We start from the raw sequence: 16330 nt of genomic DNA, 5'->3' as shown, positions 1-16330 counted from the left end.
TTTTTGGGCATTAGTGTAAAAATTAAATTTAAGATTTAGACGTCATTCGTTTAATCTGAATATGCGTTCCGAAAAAATAGCAGTGCATGATTATAGTTTTGATTGTTCTATATGTTTATGGGACAAGTTTCCGACGCGCATGCTTTAAAGCAGTTCTTAGACCTTCTTCTAATGTGGGATGATAGAAGGGTTTTTCTAAAATTTCATCAATCATAAGCTCGCCTGAGATCATCCAGTTAATTAAATGAGCTAAATGCTCAGCTTCTTCAACAAATAATTCGGCTCCAAGTAGCTGACGTGTATGTGGGTGAACATATACTTCTATTGCACCATGGTTTTGTGCGAGTACAATTGCACGACCTTGTTTCTGATAAGATGCGGTACCAATAATAAATGGGGTATGTTGTGTAATTAACTGCTGGTAATTTTGACCGACAGTTGCCATTTCAGGGCTTGAAAATACAATTGATAAAGCTGCAGTGTGCTTAATCGGCTGTACATGTGGATAACTCAGACAGTTATGTACAGCCAATTTTCCTTCATGTGCAGCTTCATGTTGTACGGGTGTTGCAGTTGCTGCATCTCCAACAATAAAAATAGGGTAATGTCCGAGTTGACGTGTTTGTGGATCAACTGGAAGATTTTGATTATCTTGGAAATGTGGTTCTAGGTTCTGTAACTGCAAGCTAGGCAAAAGAGAATGTCGACCTGTTGCATTGAGTAAGTACTCTACATGCAATATTTGGGGCTGCTGTTGTTGCGTATAATGAATTTCAACTTGATGATCTTGAGTAAGTGTAATTTCATCAGGTAATGTTTCAAATAAAATATTTAATTCTTGGCTAAGCTGTTGTTGTGCAAGATTTTGTAGTGCTGTACTTGTTAATTGACCAATTCGTCGGCTTCGTGCAAAAATGGTTGTCTTGACACCTAAACGATGCAGTGCTTGTGCCAGTTCAATCGCAATCACACCACTACCGATCACAGCAATTGACTTTGGCAACTGTTCTAACTCAAAAAATTGATCTGAGCTTAGATAACGACTGCCTAAGGTGGCTTGCCATGTTGCATTGATGTTGGGGCTTGAACCCACAGCGAGAATGAAGCTTTTTGCCTGATAATATTCGCCATGAACGCTAATGGTTTGTTCGTCTACAAAATGTGCTTCGCCTGATACTTTGTGCTCAGAGTCCCATTGCTCGACATCTTTTAAAGTTGCCTGACTGAAACGGTCACGTAGTTGTCTGACATGGGTCATGACCTGTTCCGTTTGAGCTTTTAATGTTGCTTGGATTGAAAACCGCTCAAGATGCTGTGCAGCATAGAGTTGATTTGCAGCAGAAATGAGAGCTTTACTAGGCATACAACCCACTCTTGCACAAGTGGTATCCCATGGTCCAGCATTGATAATTAAGATATTTTTTGTAAATTTAAGGGCTTCTTTATAAGCACTGATGCCTGCTGTTCCAGCACCAATAATAATAATATCGTACATATTCTTATTCTTTACGAAAAATGACCTATCCAAACTATAAAGGATATTCTGCGATTCTTTGCATTTGATCGCATTTTGTAACAATCAAAAAAATTAAAGTGTTGTTCCTACGCTAATACTTGCTCGTGGTTTGATATCCATAGTGCTACAGGCATTTAAAACAATCAGGCAACTTAAGCTTAAAATGATGAATTTCATGATTTACTTCCCCAAATATATCAATATAACCTGTATCAGTGAAACTGATACAGGTCGGCATGACTTAGTCGTCCAATAAATCCATTTGTTTTGCCAGTTGATACAGGTTATTTGAACGGTTACCTGTACGGCAGAACATGAGAATTGGTTTTGGCAATTCATTGTAATGATTGGCAAAAGTACGAACATCAAGTTCTGTGATTTGTCCTGGAATAACAGGTTGATAGACATAGTCCAAGCCTGCTTGACGTGCAGCTTCTTCAATTTGAGCGCTTGTTGGTTGCTCTGCGCCACCTTCTAAATCTGGACGGTTATTGACGATAGATTTAAAGCCTTTTTCTACAATTTGCGCAACATGTTCAGGGGCGATCTGACCTGCAAAACCGACATTCTCAGACATGCTTAACTCCAGCAAGATATGATTTTGATAGGCTTATCATAGCATTAACCTGATTGTCAAAGCGCACACTCTGATTTGAATTTCATAGTGAAAGCGTAAAGTGTGTTGCAAATGGGATGATTTTTCTAAGAATAAATGCTTTATTTTTTTGGTTTTACCCTCATTGTTATCATCATAAAATGATTGAGGAGATGACCAATGATCGTCGTTTGTCCGGACTGTTTAGCTAAAAATCGTGTACCTGAAGAAAAACTGGCAGCACAACCACACTGTGGTCAGTGTCATCAAGTTTTGTTGCCGTTGGCTCCGATTGAGTTAAATGAGCAAAATTTTGCCGCGATTGTGCAGCATAGCGATTTGCCTATTTTTGTTGATTTATGGGCGGATTGGTGTGGCCCTTGTAAGATGATGGCACCGCATTTTGTAGAAGTGGCGAAACAATATCCTCAGGTTATTTTTGCCAAAATTAACACGGAAGAAAACCCTCGTTTAAGTCAGGCATTTCATGTACGAAGTATTCCAACCTTAGTGTTGATGAATAAAACCAACGAAATTGCTAGAATAAGCGGTGCATTACGCGCTAGCGAATTAAAACAATGGCTAGACCAACAACTGATCAAATAGGGAACTGACGTGACTGAATCAAGCAAAATACCTGAAGGAATCTTATCTTTACAAACCATCGCGATGCCAGCAGATACCAACTGGAGCGGTGATGTGTTTGGTGGCTGGATTGTGTCACAGATGGATTTGGCTGGTGCAATCCATGCGGAGCGTTTTAGTAAAGGGCGTTGTGCGACCATTTCGATTCATGAAATGACTTTTCTAGTTCCTGTGAAAGTGGGCGATGTGGTGAGCTGTTATACCAAAATTCTGAAAGTGGGAAATACTTCAATTCAAATGCAAATTGAAGTGTGGGACAGTCACGATACTTCACGTGAGCCTAAGCGCATTACTCAAGGGATTTTCACTTTTGTTGCTGTTGATGCTGAAGGGCATAAACGTCAGATTCCAGAAGAAGCCAAGCAAAAGTTCTTGAGCCAAGTATCTGCTTAAATTTTGTTGCAAAAAATCCCCGTATTGAACGGGGATTTTTTTATTCAGATTTAGTCTTTAAAGTTATTAAACTGTAAAGGAACACCAAATTGCTGTTCACGTAAGTGGTTCATTACTTGTTGTAATGTATCGCGTTTTTTGTCTGTTACGCGGATTTTGTCCCCTTGAATAGAGGACTGAGCTTTGATGCCACTTTCTTTAATCGATTTGTTAATTTTTTTCGCGGTATCTGAATCTAGGCCATCTTTGAGTTTAATGACTTGAATGACATTTTTGCCAGAAGCAGTGGCTTTTTGTGGGTCTAGCGCTTGGGTATCAATTTTACGTTTGTAAAAATGATTTTCGAGCATGTTATAAACTTGCTCACACTGGAAATCACTTTCAGTTGAAATTTTAATTTCTTTCGCTTTTTCATTGATTTCAATTGAAACGTCCTGACCACGAAAGTCGAAGCGTGTTGCAATCTCTTTTTGTGTATTTTGTACCGCGTGATTGACTTCAAATAGCTCAAGTTCAGATACAATATCAAATGATGGCATGTTGAGACCTTTACAAATAGATGAAATATTTGAGATGCTAAGAGGGTTTTCTTCATTTGCCAAGTGTTGTTTATATCAAAGGAGTGCGCAATGATCCGTAAACAAGAAATTACAACATTTGAGTTCCCAGATAATGCGGTTATTTGGGATGTTCGTGATGCTGCTGCATATGCAGAGGGTCATCTCAAAGGTGCGATTAATCAGCCTATTAATGACTTAGATATCAATGTATTAACTCAGGTGAATACGGATCAGCCAATTTATATTCTATGTGGTGGCGGTAGTAAAGCTCCGCGTGCGGCTGAAAAACTGGAAGATTTTGATAGTTCTCGTGAATATGTTGTGTTGATGGGTGGAACTCGCGCTGCAAAAGAGGCGGGCTTACCAATCGAACAAAATTAAAGCAAATAAAAACCGCACCTTATAAAAAAGGTGCGGTTTAAAAAAATAATCAAAATAAATTCTAATTATTCTGTATCTGTTCAAACTTCACTTCTTTTATAAAATATGGCTTCTTCACTTTCTGCTTTTTGTTAAAGCGTTGCATCTGTAATTTTTGCCGTAGACTGATGGGCACAGGACAAGCCTCTCCCAAAATCTCCGCAGCTAAAATCTCACTACACAGTGGTGCAAATAAAAAGCCTTTCGAGCCTAAGCCTGCAAAGCTATACACTTCACGTTCTGCATTGGCTTGACCGAGTAATGGAAAATAATCCTGACTTTGTGCACGTAATGAGGCACGACCTTGCCAAGTCGTAATATCTGGAAGTGTTGCAGCATAGTCAGGGCTGAGTTGCTGTAGTAGTTCCAAATTATGCTGATGGTCTGCTTCAAGGATTTCAACATCCTCCCGATTGGGGTGGAATGATGCACCTAAAATCAGTTGTTGCGCATTGAGCTGCATGCAGTAGCCACCATAACTATAGGCATGGTTGGTTGATAAAGGCTGAGCTGAATTGTCCACCCAACTGACTTGCCCACGAATCGGTTTGAGGACAGGATAGTTTTCAAAAAATGCCGCACTGTTGAGCGCACAGCAGACAATCACATGATCTGCTTCAAGTAAAACAGCTTGCTCCTGATCAAATAGTTGAATCGGGGACGTATCACTGAGTTGGGTAACCTGTTGCTGATGAAATGCAATCTGTGGATGTGCCAAAATTTCATCACGTAATTGATGAGGGGAAACAGCCCCTGCTTGCGTTAAACAGATCCCTTGTAGCGTGGCAGCAAAATCAGCATTCGCTTCTGCGACAAGCAAACCTTCAGGATATTGATCAGGCAACTTAGTGAGTTCACCATTATTTTTTAAGTCAAATTGGCTGACCTGTAACGAACGAAACGCTTGAAATTGGGCGTAGTGACGTAGCGCATATTGCCAGCTCACCAACATCAAATGTTCATGGCTTTGCGAAATTGGGCAGAGCTTGGGATTGAGCAACGCCAAAGGGTTGCCAGAGCCACCTGAGAGCGCGCCATTGCCATCAAACACATGCACATGGTGTCCACGTTGGGCAAAAGCCCATGCAGTCGATAAACCTGCAATGCCTGCACCTAAGACGGCGATGGTTTTTTGCGATGGTTTTAAAGATGGCTGTGGAGTTTGTTCATCGGCAGCCCAAATACCTTTGAGCATTTCCCGTTTATGCATAAAACCGCGTGGACGGGAAATTTGGATGCCATGCTGTTTGAGTCCGCGCTTTAAAATGCCTGCGACGCTAAACGATGCGAAAGTGGTTCCTACATCTGAAAGACGGATGATTTGATCCAGCACATTCTGCTGCCACAACTCAGGGTTGCAAGAGGGCGCGAAGCCATCGAGGAACCACGCATTGACCTGATGAGTTTTCGGGATGATTGGAAATACATCTTCAGCATCGCCAAGCCATAGATCGAGGCTAAAACGTTCATTTGGAAACGTTAGGCGATGGCAGCCCGAAATGGCGAAAGGGTATTGAGCGATCAACTGCTCAGACAAGTCAGACAGTTCAGGCCAAGCATTCAGTGCACGAATTAGATCGGCTTTGGACAGTGGAAATTTTTCTACGCTCACCGCATGTAAATGGCTATGATTGTCAGGGCGAACCTGTTGCCACAGTTGCCAAAGCGCCAGAATATTTAATCCTGTTCCAAAACCCGTTTCACCGACACAGAAATAGGCATAATCATCGAGTTGTGCCAGACGTTCTGTTAAATCATTGCCATTTAAAAAAACATGGCGGGTTTCGAGTAAACCATTGTCTTTGGAAAAATAGACATCACCAAATTGCTTGGAAATGGGCACATCAATGCCATCGACCTGTTGCCAGTCTAACTCAGCCGTTTCAATTGCGCTAAACACGTGAATTTACCTTAGATTTACCACTGACGACGACGTTTGGTATAGATATAACTGGAAATCAGAAAACCAATCAGCACCCCGACACCCATTGTAGCTGCACCATACATGAAGATCTGCGCACTACGTTCGCTTTGTAAAACTTGAACTTGTACATTCAGATTATCATTTTTAAGTTGTAAAGCTTGGTTTTGTGCCAGTGCATCGAGATTGGCTTTTTCCAGTTGTTGCATACGCGTCAATTGGTTTTTTACCAAGGCTTTAATACGAGCATCTTCTTCAGCTTTCTTCTGTGCAATTTGCGCAGGTGTCAGCTCCATAATCGGGGCAGGTTGGTTGAGGTTTACAGGTGCAGGTTTTGCAGCAGGTTGTGAAGTCGTGGGTTTTTGTGTTGTCGCTGGTGCTGTTGTACCCGTGGGTGCAGCAGCTTGCGGCTGAGTTGCTGTGTTTTCAACAGCCCATGCTGAAGAACTCAGCAAAAACAAGCTGAGTAAGCTTGGTACAACAACACGCATGATTTTTATCCTTTAGGGAAAACTTGAATAAAAGGTTTAACGTCAACCTGACTATAAACCCCTGCTTTGAGATAAGGTTCTTCTGCCAACCAGTCATCGAGATCTTCACGAGAATCGAAGTTTACGACCAGTGTACTACCATAAAATCCTGCTTGTGGATTGCCTGGTTGTTTTGGCATTGGGCCTGCAAGAATAAGACGACCCTCAGCATTGAGTTGCTCAAGACGGGCAAGATGTGCGGGACGAGATGCAAGACGTTGTTCAAGCGTACCTTCTTGATCGGTACAGGATACTACAAATAAAGCCATAATCTTCTCTGATTTACTCTTCTGGAGATTTGAAATGTTTTCGTAATACGACAAACTGGATAATGATAAAAGAAAACATCACGATCATGTCACCAAATGCAGTAAATTCTCCCCAATATTTGCCGTGAGCAAATAAAAATGCGAAGAAAACATGCAAACCTGACATCACCACAAACATGATAGCCCATGCATAGTTGAGTTTTTTCCACCCTGTAACACTGAGTTCTAGGATTGGGCCGAACATGCGTTTAATCAGTGGACTACGGTCTTTGGTAAAAAATGGAGAAAGTGCAAATGCGCCTGCAAAGACTAAATTCAATAAAGCCGCTTTTAAACGGATGTAAAAGTCGTCACTGAGCATGAGGGTGACACCCCCAAAAATCACGGTCATAAACAGCACAATCCACTGCTGTTTTTCTAAATGAAATTTCTGGAAGATAAACAAGATGCCATAGACCACTAACATGGAAATGATTAGACCTGTGGTTGCTGCCAAAATATTATTGTTGTCGACCCCACCTGGTGAACCAATCAGCGTCAGTAGCGGGTGATGTTTATCGGTCGGATCAACAGTTTTATATAAATAAAAGAAAATAATGAGCGGCACAAAGTCTAAAAGTGCTTTCATGTTAGAGTATCTAATCCAGTTTCGAGAATGGCATAGTATAAAAGATGCAGGTCATAGATTTACATACACATAGCAACATTTCTGATGGGACTTTGTCACCAGAGGCACTTTTGGCGTTGGCTGCCGAGCGCGGTGTGGATGTATTGGCGTTGACTGACCATGACTCGATGCAAGGCATAGAGCGGGCAAGACAGGCTGCGGAACAACATGGTATCTCATTGATTTCAGGAGTTGAGATTTCCAGTCAATGGTCACGACCTGCCACTAAAAAAAGTTATAGCGTGCATATTGTGGCACTGAATATGCAAAATCCTGAAGCTTTACAAATCGTTCTCGAACAGCAGCAACAGATTCGTGCGGAACGTGCCGAGCGGATTTGTCAGAAGTTGCAACAACTGGTAAAAGTTGATCTTTATCCTGAAATTTTACTTGAAGTTGAACAACAGCCCGATCGGATTACTCGCAGTCATATTGCCAAAGCCTTACTGAAGAATGGTATTGTCAGCCGTTTACAGCAAGCCTTTGACCGATTCCTCAAAGAAGGTAAACCCGCCTATGTCAAATTTGACGGACTGAGTTTAGAAGATACCGTACAGGCAATTCATGAAGCACAAGGTTTTGCAGTCTTGGCGCATCCGACCCGTTATGATTTGTCTGCAACCAATACTCGTTATTTGATTGAGTTATTTGCTCAAAGTGGCGGTGATGCGGTTGAACTTGCACCTGAAAGTGATCCGCTTTCGACGCGGCAGATGGTGGATCGGATGATTGCCCAAAACAATTTAAAAGTGTCGATCGGTAGTGATTTTCACGGGGAGCATATGCCGTGGCTCAAGCTTGGGCAAGCTCCACGTCCACGACCTGAACAGGTGGGGATCTGGGAGAGTTTTCGTTAAAAGATGATTCGACTGATCCAAATTGGGTTAATTGGGATCAATCTTAAATTTCAAAAAGGTATTCTTTATTGAGCATTTTCAGCCGAATTAATTCTGCCCGTTATTGCCCCAACGCAGATAAGCTTCACGCTGACTGAGCAATTCATAATAGCGTTTCACCTGCGGGTAATCAGGTTTGTCAAACGGGGTTAAATACCAACGTTGAACCGATAGCCCAATCACAATATCGGCTAAAGAAAATTGTTCACCTGCAATATAAGCCCCTGTTTTTTCAAGTTGCTGTTCCACGATGAGCATCATTTTGCTCCATGCCTGAATACTTTTTTCAACCAGCTTTGGATCTTGATGCTCAGGGGAATGACGAAACAAATTCATCAGCGCATACGTCCAGCTGTTATTCAGTTCAATACCTTGCCAGTCAATCCATTGGTCAATGATGGCGCGTTGTTTGGCATCCGTAGGGTAAAGATTTTGCCCCGCATAAGCATTGGCTAAATAGCGAATAATTGAATTAGACTGCCACAGCACAAAATCACCATCCATGATGACGGGAATGGTGGCATTCGGATTGAGTTTGACAAACTCGGGCGCTTGCGGAGATTGGAAACCACGTCCCCAATCCTCACGATCATAGCGAATCTTTAATTCATCGCAAAGCCAAAGCACTTTACGCACATTGATTGAGTCGCTTCGACCTAAAATTTTTATCATCGCATCATTCCCTGACGATTATTTGACTGAAAAAATAAATGCTCAACAGCGTGAGCATTGATTGGGGTTTTATAGCAAATTATGATTATCGACCTGAATCGGTGCAGGAACAGGTTTACCGAGTGAACTCAGTAATTCACGTTCAATCAGACGGACAATTGAATCCAGTGGCAAGTCATTGTCTTGTGTGCCAAAGGGTTCTTCAAGTTCGGCACTGAGCATGTCTAGACCCAAAAACAAATATGCCAAAATCCCGACAAATAGCGGTGTCCACAAGCCTAAAATCGATTCCAGACTAAAAGGCAGCAAGAAGCAGAAACAGTACACAGTACGATTCAGCAAGACAGAATAAGAAAAAGGCAGCGGTGTGCTGGCAATACGGTCACAACCTGCTTGGACATTGCCCATTTCTACGACATGTTGGTTGACCTGTTGATACAAAATATCGCTAATTTCACCCTCTTTGAGCGCTTGCATCAATTCCCATTGAATTAGTCCTAAAGTGTATTGTGGCGCATTCAGATGATGGTTGAGTTTTTCTACCGCATGTTCATTTAAACGACCTGTTTCCAGCAGTTGGGCCGGATTGGCAGTTTGGTGGCGAAGGCGGTCACGCAGCATGTTGGAAAAGACAATCACATGGTGAATCACCCGTTCTCGGCGCGCATGGGATAAGACGCGCGTATCGCGATCCATATGTCGGGCATTGGCAATTAGTGCACCCCAAAGTTTGCGACCTTCCCACCAACGGTCATAACAGGCATTGTTACGAAAACCCAAGAAAATCGACAGAATCACCCCGAAAATTGTGAAGCCAATCGCAGGGACTTGAGGCACATGCAAAACGCCATAATAGGTCAATGTCGCAATCGCTGCGGAAGCCAACATCACCACCGCCAAAGATGGCAGGACTTTGGGTAAAATCGTGCCTCTCCAAGAAAATAACAGATTAAAAATATTACTTTTATCGCGGACAATCATAAGGCTTCTATCACTTGTTCAGATCTGAAGGAGAGGGCAAGCGCTGTTGCTCCGCGAAAGAGAATGAACCTGTTGGTGAAATAATGCAATGGTCAAGTAATTTGATTTCAAGCAGTTGGCATGCAGCATCAATCTGTTTTGTCAGTTCATCATCGGCAGCGGAGGGCTGTGCCACACCAAACGGATGGGTGTGGGCAATCACGATATGTACGGCATGTTGGGAAATGGCATAACGCAGCAGTTGGTTGATGGAAATGGCGCAGTGTTGCAGTGAACCAAAGAATAATTTTTTAAAATCGAGTTTGTGCAGCTCGGCATCTAGGCACAGTACAGCAAAGACTTCCTGTTTTTCGCCTTGCAGTTCATAACGCAAATAGTCCATGACTAGACTGGAAGAATCGAGCGCTTGGCGCAGGGATGTGTAACTTTGGCTTAAATAGCGCCGTCCCAGTTCTTTGACCGCCATCAGTTGAGCGTATTTGCTTGGGCCAATGCCATGAAAATTGGATAAATCATCCAGAGAGGCATCAAATACAGGCGCAAGCCCTTGAAAATGCTGAATCAGTACTCGGGCAAGTTCTACCGCAGAATATTGCTGTGAACCTGAACGCAGGAAAATTGCCAGTAATTCGGCATCGGATAAACTGCTTGCGCCTTGGTTTAATAATCGTTCGCGTGGACGTTCCTGTTCGGGCCACGATTTAATGCTGGATAAACTCATATTTTCTAATTCTAAATAAATCGTTGTTGTTTTTCCCATGACTTGGGATTCGCTATATTTAATGCTATTGTGAGCGCCACTGCAACACAAAGGTAGCCCCTCGTGAGCTTTGATGTAAGCGTAATTTCAAGCAAAAACATTCTGTTGGCTGTGACTGGCGGTATCGCTGCGTACAAAAGTGCCATTCTGGTTCGCCGTCTAAAAGACTACGGTTTTAATGTCCGTGTGGTGATGACACATGGCGCACAGGCGTTTATTACCCCACTCACTTTTCAGGCACTTTCAGGCAATCCTGTGCATACCGAATTGCTGAATCCTGAAGCAGAAGCAGGCATGGGGCATATTGAACTGGCACGTTGGGCAGACCTGTTACTGGTTGCACCTGCCAGTTGTGACACGCTGGCCAAGTTTGCACATGGTTTGGCAGATGATTTGTTGAGTACCTTATATTTGGCAACTAAAGCGCCTGTTTGGGTGGCTCCTGCCATGAATCAGCAAATGTGGGCAGCCAAAGCCACGCAGCGCAATTTACAGATTTTGGTTGAAGATGGTGTGCATGTGGTGATGCCAGAAGCAGGTTCGCAAGCCTGTGGCGATGTCGGTTTGGGGCGTATGCCTGAGCCTGAGCATTTGGCAGAACAGGTCAAACTGTATTTCCATCAGACCCAGCGTGCAATTGCTGAAAAATTTGGTTTGCTGGCAGGTAAACGTGTGGTGATTACCGCAGGGCCGACCCGTGAAGCGATTGATCCTGTGCGTTATATTTCTAACCACAGTACAGGGAAAATGGGCTTTGCCTTAGCCAGTGCCTGCTATGCGGCGGGTGCAAAAGTCACTTTGATCGCAGGCCCTGTCAGCCTCGATACACCCAACGGTGTGGATCGGGTGAATGTGCATTCAGCTTTAGAAATGCTCGATCAAAGCATGCAACAGCTTGAATATGGCTGTGATATTTTTATTGCGACAGCCGCGGTGGCAGATTACCGAGTGGCACAGGTCGCTGAGCATAAAATTAAAAAATCGGGTGATGAACTGGATGTTGCACTGGTTAAAAACCCCGATATTGTCGCGACGATTGCTCAGCAGCAGAAACGTCCGTTTATGGTCGGTTTTGCTGCAGAAACCCGCAATGTCGAAGAATATGCCGCGGGTAAACTGGTGGCGAAAAAACTGGATATGATCGCCTGCAATGACGTGTCGCGCAGTGACATTGGTTTTGCATCCGATGAAAATGCCATGACCGTGTTTTTTGCACAAAATCACGCCTTACCAAAACGTGATCTAGCTAAAGCCAGTAAGCAGGAAATTGCCCAGCAGTTGGTTGAAGCCATTGCGGATGCGCTGCATCGTTAAGTTTGAATTGAATAGGTAAACTGAAAAACCGCATCTGAAATTGATGCGGTTTTTTATTTTATGGCAGCACAATAATTTAAGCTTGTAATTTTAATCGCTGATTCATGCGATACAAACGCCCAAGAAGTAGCACACACGCCACACTTAGTCCTACAATCAGACCAATCCAAATCCCTTGCGGCCCCATCTGTTGATAACGAATCCAGTAAATACTCAGTGGTAGCGCGACCACCCAATATGCCAGTAACGTAATCCACATTGGTGCTTGAGTGTCCTGCATTCCACGCAAACAGCCTGCAGCACTGACTTGCCATGCGTCCATCATTTGGTAGGCAATACAGAAAAACAGTAAATACACCGTGACTTGAGTCACGGCAGGGTCACTGGTATATAACGCAGCAATTTGGTTGTGAAATAGCGCAATAAAACTCATGGTCAGACATGCTGTTCCCGTCGCTGTCATTAAACCCAGTTTTTGCACCTTACGCAGACCTTCCCAGTTTTTTTCTCCATAGTACGTCCCCACCCGAATGGTCAGGGCAATCGCCAGTGACATCGGAATCATAAACAGTTGTGAAGTGACCGAGATGGCAATTTGATGTGCGGCAATAATGGTATCACCCAGTGGGCTAAGAATAATCGCGCCTGTTGAGAAAATACTGACTTCAAAAAACACGGCTAAACCAATCGGAAGACCTAGATTCCAAATTCGTTTGGCAATGGCTTTGTCGAATGCTTCCCAGTGACTGAAAATTTTATGTGTTTGATATTTTTTAGCTTTCCAAATATAGACTGCCAAAGTGGCGAGCATCAGCCATTGTAAAATTGCAGTCGCGAAACCACAGCCTGCACTGCCCAAATGCGGAATCGGGCCAATGCCGTACATAAAAATATAGTCAAGTGGAACAAGAACCACCAAAGACAGCAAACTAATTACTGTGACAGGGCGCGGATAACCCAGTGCTTCCGAATAACAACGCAGCGCCGTATATAAGGTGATTGCAGGCATACCAAAACCCACCGCATGCAAGAACAGACTGGCTTTGGGCATCAAGTCCACGGGAACTTTAAATAACGGTAATAGCAGCGGCATAAACTGGAGCAGTAGCAAAGCTAAAATGCCGAGTAGTCCTGCGACCCATAACGATTGACGCACAATATGCGGAATTTGCTTCTCTTGACGTGCGCCCAGTGCTTCAGCCACCAAAGGCGTGGTTGCCAGTACAATGCCTGTAAACATCAGCATCACAGGAATCCAGATTCCGACACCGACGGCAATGGCAGCCAGATCACTGGCGGACAAATGCCCCGCCATAATGGTGTCAATCAGCCCTAAACCCGCTTGGGCAAACTGGGTAATCAGAATCGGAATCATAAGACTAAACAGGCGTTTGAGTTCCACGCCTGTTGATGGAGTTTTTAGCACTGAAAATACTCAAATAAATTAGCGTTGTAGAGTAAGTAATACACCGACAAAAATTGCGACGGCTCCGCAAACACGTTGCCAAGAGATCGGGACACGTTCATTACCAAACCATGCAAAGTGATCCAGTAAGATCGACATACTGATTTGACCAAACAGTACCAAACCCGAGAAGGTCAAAAATCCCAGTTTGGGGGCAGTATAAATGCTCATGCTGATCGCATAAACCCCCAAACAGCCACCGAACCACAAATACCACGGCAACAGGCTCAAGGTCTGCCAGTGCGGAAAACTTTTGGTAAAAAATAGAACCAACAGTAATAAAGTCAGTGTACCAACACTAAATGAAATCAGTGCGGCATGTAGCGCTGACTCCAAGTGTTCGCGTAAGGCGCTGTTAATTGCTGTTTGAAAGGTCATAGCAATGCCAATGCCAAAGGCGAGCGGACACAACCATAACAGGTGGACTGTAAGTTTCATGGTTGATCCTTACTGTTGTTATTTTCAGTTCAGTGTAGCATTGCCGAGCGGCTTTTATGCGTCAGACATGCTAAAATCCGCGATGGTTTTTCTCATTTTAGGCTGAGTTCTTGAGCTTGTTTAATCCGCAAAATATTCCGTTGTCGCTTTACATTCATATGCCGTGGTGTGTGCGTAAATGTCCATATTGTGACTTCAATTCGCATGCTGTCCCCGATGGCAAATTGTCACTGGATTTGGAACAGGAATATTTACAGGCGCTGGTTGCAGATTTTGATACGCAGATTGAATGGGCGCAGGGGCGTGAAATTCAGAGTGTGTTTATTGGTGGCGGAACGCCGTCCCTGATTTCGGCAGCAGGCTATCAGTGGTTATTTACTGAATTAAAACAGCGTCTGAATTTTACTGCGGATTGTGAAATTACCTTGGAAGCCAATCCCGGCACATTGGAACATCAGCCATTTGCCGATTACTTACAGGCAGGGATTAACCGTCTGTCGATTGGTGTACAGAGTTTTGACAACGAACATTTGCAGCGTTTAGGGCGGATTCATAGCAGTGACAATGCCAAAAAAGCCATTCAACAGGCACGGCAGGCAGGTTTTGAACGGGTCAATGTCGACCTGATGCATGGCTTGCCACAGCAAACTCTTGAACAAGCTTTGTTAGATTTACGTTTGGCGGTGGAATGTGGCGCAACGCATGTGTCTTGGTATCAACTCACTATCGAACCAAATACGGTATTTTTCCGTACTCAGCCGATTCTACCTGAGGAAGATTTGCTGCTTGAGATTCAGCAACAAGGTGAAGCGTATTTAAAAGCACAGGGTTTTATCAATTATGAAGTGTCGGCATGGCGTAAAGAATTGCCTTCACGACATAACCTGAATTACTGGCAGTTTGGTGATTATTTGGCGATTGGAGCAGGGGCACACGGTAAAGTCAGCCAGTCTGATGGCATTTACCGTTTCCAGAAAAGCCGTATGCCGAAGGATTATCTTGCTAAAGTACCTGCGCCTGCCTTGCAGTGGCAACGCATTGACGATGAAGATATGCCTTTTGAATTTATGATGAATGCACTGCGTTTAAATGAAGGTGTACCAAGTGAGTTTTATCAGCAGCGTACAGGTCTACCATTGTCCAGTATTGCTGCAACGGTTGAAAAGTTACAGCAACAGCAACTTTTGATCGAAGATCCTGAGCGACTGGCGTGTACCGAGAAAGGGCATTTATTTTTAAATAGTGTGTTGGAAGAGTTTTTATAGATTTGCATAGCCCTGAAAGAGCGATTATGCATTGCTGCTGTCAATTGATATTTTGGCTTGAGTGAATCTCCCAAGCCAAACATTTTACTTATTAGATAACTATTTAAATGGTGTTAGATCCAACCAAGAATTCCAGTTGATATGACCGTCATCGAAGCCGATATATTTCAACATTACCAGTGGAATGAGTAGTCTAAAGTTAGGGTAATAATCTGCAAGTTTGAGAGTTATCGTCTTTTCTTTATTCGTCCACTCTAGCTGTCCATTATGAAAGAGGGCATTGCGTAAATTGGTATAGGTGGCAACAGCTTTTATGAAGTCAGATATTTGGTATTGATCTAAATTATTTCCATCTTTTATATCGAATTCATATAGTTGAAGAAATTTTGCTATAGGTTTGACAGCTCCTCTTGAATAATGATTTAAGTGGTATCGACTCAAGGATTCTAATGCAGAGAACAGCAGATAATAATTTACATCCCTAAAGCTTTCACTGCCTTTAAACGGTTCTATCGATTTAAAAAAGGCGCTGCGAAATACTCCTTGGTTTTGGTCGGATTCTTTTAATTTATGGAGTGCTTTTTCTATACAAATTTTTCTAGATTCAGTGCTATATGTATCACTTAAGATGAAAGAGCCACCACCATTGAGTCGTCTGAGAAATGTAATTTTTAAGGGGTAATCTTGATTTAATTTTTGATAAGTTTCATGCGGGCGTAAAGGATGGGTAATAATCACATTCTTTTGCTCAATAAAAGATAAGATTCCTTGCAAATCAAATATTAGACCACGTTGATTTGGAATTGGAATCTGATTTTCATCTATTTCAAGAAACCCTGTTAAATGATAATAATTCTGATCTGATGCTAATTGTCGAATTTCGTTATCGTTTTGAGAACGTGGAATCAGTTTGAAGCCTTCTAATTCAGCAATTTTTGTAATTTCATATCCGTAGATACCATAAGTAATCATTCTTTCATCCTCAATCTTTGAAATTATTTTTCTGTATAAGTCCAAGGTGAA

Annotated in this window: 19 protein-coding genes; 6 read left to right on the top strand and 13 right to left on the bottom strand. The window is 42.9% G+C overall.

What is annotated here, in order from left to right; all coding sequences use genetic code 11:
- Window positions 1-115: 115 nt before the first annotated feature.
- Window positions 116-1495 (bottom strand): dihydrolipoyl dehydrogenase, encoded by a 1380-nt coding sequence (locus tag LVY74_RS06975; RefSeq protein WP_237814476.1) that lies wholly within the window; start codon window positions 1493-1495, stop codon window positions 116-118.
- A 262-nt stretch (window positions 1496-1757) separates the two neighbouring features.
- The gene (locus LVY74_RS06970) at window positions 1758-2093 is read right to left on the bottom strand and encodes a TIGR01244 family sulfur transferase (RefSeq protein ID WP_111896100.1); all 336 of its coding nucleotides are present in this window, start codon (window positions 2091-2093) and stop codon (window positions 1758-1760) included.
- 198 nt (window positions 2094-2291) lie between these two features.
- Between LVY74_RS06970 and trxC the strand changes: the two genes are divergently transcribed.
- Both trxC and LVY74_RS06960 read left to right on the top strand, forming a co-directional pair.
- Complete coding sequence (gene trxC, locus LVY74_RS06965) at window positions 2292-2717, top strand: thioredoxin TrxC (RefSeq protein ID WP_237814475.1); 426 nt, start codon at window positions 2292-2294, stop codon at window positions 2715-2717.
- Between the two features lie 63 nt (window positions 2718-2780).
- Window positions 2781-3149, top strand: coding sequence for an acyl-CoA thioesterase (locus tag LVY74_RS06960; RefSeq protein WP_269090979.1), 369 nt, complete (start codon window positions 2781-2783; stop codon window positions 3147-3149).
- A gap of 50 nt (window positions 3150-3199) precedes the next feature.
- On the opposite strand, the gene LVY74_RS06955 is transcribed toward LVY74_RS06960, so the two are convergent.
- Entirely contained in the window at window positions 3200-3688 is a 489-nt protein-coding gene (locus tag LVY74_RS06955) for a YajQ family cyclic di-GMP-binding protein (protein WP_151710413.1), read from the bottom strand.
- Between the two features lie 90 nt (window positions 3689-3778).
- On the opposite strand from LVY74_RS06955, the gene LVY74_RS06950 reads away from it, so the two are divergent.
- Window positions 3779-4090, top strand: a complete 312-nt coding sequence (locus LVY74_RS06950) for a rhodanese-like domain-containing protein (protein ID WP_151710412.1) — start codon at window positions 3779-3781, stop codon at window positions 4088-4090.
- A gap of 61 nt (window positions 4091-4151) precedes the next feature.
- Here LVY74_RS06950 and mnmC read toward each other — a convergent pair whose 3' ends face one another.
- The 4 genes from mnmC to LVY74_RS06930 are packed head-to-tail and all read right to left on the bottom strand — an operon-like array spanning window position 4152 to window position 7477.
- Window positions 4152-6029: an FAD-dependent 5-carboxymethylaminomethyl-2-thiouridine(34) oxidoreductase MnmC gene (gene mnmC / locus LVY74_RS06945; RefSeq protein WP_237814472.1), complete on the bottom strand. Its 1878-nt coding sequence runs from the start codon at window positions 6027-6029 to the stop codon at window positions 4152-4154.
- A gap of 17 nt (window positions 6030-6046) precedes the next feature.
- Window positions 6047-6541, bottom strand: a complete 495-nt coding sequence (locus LVY74_RS06940) for a hypothetical protein (protein ID WP_237814470.1) — start codon at window positions 6539-6541, stop codon at window positions 6047-6049.
- 5 nt (window positions 6542-6546) lie between these two features.
- Window positions 6547-6849: a YciI family protein gene (locus LVY74_RS06935; protein ID WP_111896107.1), complete on the bottom strand. Its 303-nt coding sequence runs from the start codon at window positions 6847-6849 to the stop codon at window positions 6547-6549.
- A gap of 13 nt (window positions 6850-6862) precedes the next feature.
- Window positions 6863-7477 carry a septation protein IspZ gene (locus tag LVY74_RS06930; protein WP_237814469.1) on the bottom strand — a complete coding sequence of 205 codons (615 nt, stop codon included), beginning with the start codon at window positions 7475-7477 and terminating at the stop codon, window positions 6863-6865.
- Window positions 7478-7521: 44 nt separating this feature from the next.
- Here LVY74_RS06930 and LVY74_RS06925 point away from each other — a divergent pair, with 44 nt between their 5' ends.
- Window positions 7522-8373, top strand: coding sequence for a PHP domain-containing protein (locus LVY74_RS06925; protein WP_237814468.1), 852 nt, complete (start codon window positions 7522-7524; stop codon window positions 8371-8373).
- Window positions 8374-8460: 87 nt separating this feature from the next.
- On the opposite strand, the gene LVY74_RS06920 is transcribed toward LVY74_RS06925, so the two are convergent.
- The 3 genes from LVY74_RS06920 to radC all read right to left on the bottom strand — a co-directional run bounded on the left by LVY74_RS06920 (window position 8461) and on the right by radC (window position 10825).
- Window positions 8461-9084, bottom strand: coding sequence for a glutathione S-transferase family protein (locus LVY74_RS06920; protein WP_237814467.1), 624 nt, complete (start codon window positions 9082-9084; stop codon window positions 8461-8463).
- 69 nt (window positions 9085-9153) lie between these two features.
- Window positions 9154-10065 (bottom strand): bestrophin family protein, encoded by a 912-nt coding sequence (locus tag LVY74_RS06915; RefSeq protein ID WP_237814466.1) that lies wholly within the window; start codon window positions 10063-10065, stop codon window positions 9154-9156.
- A gap of 10 nt (window positions 10066-10075) precedes the next feature.
- Window positions 10076-10825, bottom strand: coding sequence for a RadC family protein (radC, locus tag LVY74_RS06910; protein ID WP_237814465.1), 750 nt, complete (start codon window positions 10823-10825; stop codon window positions 10076-10078).
- 63 nt (window positions 10826-10888) lie between these two features.
- Here radC and coaBC point away from each other — a divergent pair, with 63 nt between their 5' ends.
- Window positions 10889-12139, top strand: coding sequence for a bifunctional phosphopantothenoylcysteine decarboxylase/phosphopantothenate--cysteine ligase CoaBC (gene coaBC, locus LVY74_RS06905; RefSeq protein WP_237814464.1), 1251 nt, complete (start codon window positions 10889-10891; stop codon window positions 12137-12139).
- Window positions 12140-12215: 76 nt separating this feature from the next.
- Here the strand turns inward: coaBC and LVY74_RS06900 are convergent, their stop codons facing one another.
- Complete coding sequence (locus tag LVY74_RS06900) at window positions 12216-13514, bottom strand: MATE family efflux transporter (protein ID WP_237814488.1); 1299 nt, start codon at window positions 13512-13514, stop codon at window positions 12216-12218.
- Between the two features lie 69 nt (window positions 13515-13583).
- Window positions 13584-14042: a DMT family transporter gene (locus LVY74_RS06895; protein WP_111896114.1), complete on the bottom strand. Its 459-nt coding sequence runs from the start codon at window positions 14040-14042 to the stop codon at window positions 13584-13586.
- A gap of 110 nt (window positions 14043-14152) precedes the next feature.
- Here LVY74_RS06895 and hemW point away from each other — a divergent pair, with 110 nt between their 5' ends.
- The gene (gene hemW / locus LVY74_RS06890; protein WP_237814463.1) at window positions 14153-15307 is read left to right on the top strand and encodes a radical SAM family heme chaperone HemW; all 1155 of its coding nucleotides are present in this window, start codon (window positions 14153-14155) and stop codon (window positions 15305-15307) included.
- A gap of 99 nt (window positions 15308-15406) precedes the next feature.
- Here the strand turns inward: hemW and LVY74_RS06885 are convergent, their stop codons facing one another.
- Window positions 15407-16279, bottom strand: a complete 873-nt coding sequence (locus LVY74_RS06885) for a hypothetical protein (RefSeq protein ID WP_237814461.1) — start codon at window positions 16277-16279, stop codon at window positions 15407-15409.
- Between the last annotated feature and the right edge of the window lie 51 nt (window positions 16280-16330).

This window comes from Acinetobacter sp. ME22 (assembly GCF_022012315.1).
GTDB lineage: Bacteria > Pseudomonadota > Gammaproteobacteria > Pseudomonadales > Moraxellaceae > Acinetobacter > Acinetobacter brisouii_A.
Note: the sequence above shows the minus strand (reverse complement) of the source record. Positions and strands in the feature narration are given on the sequence as shown.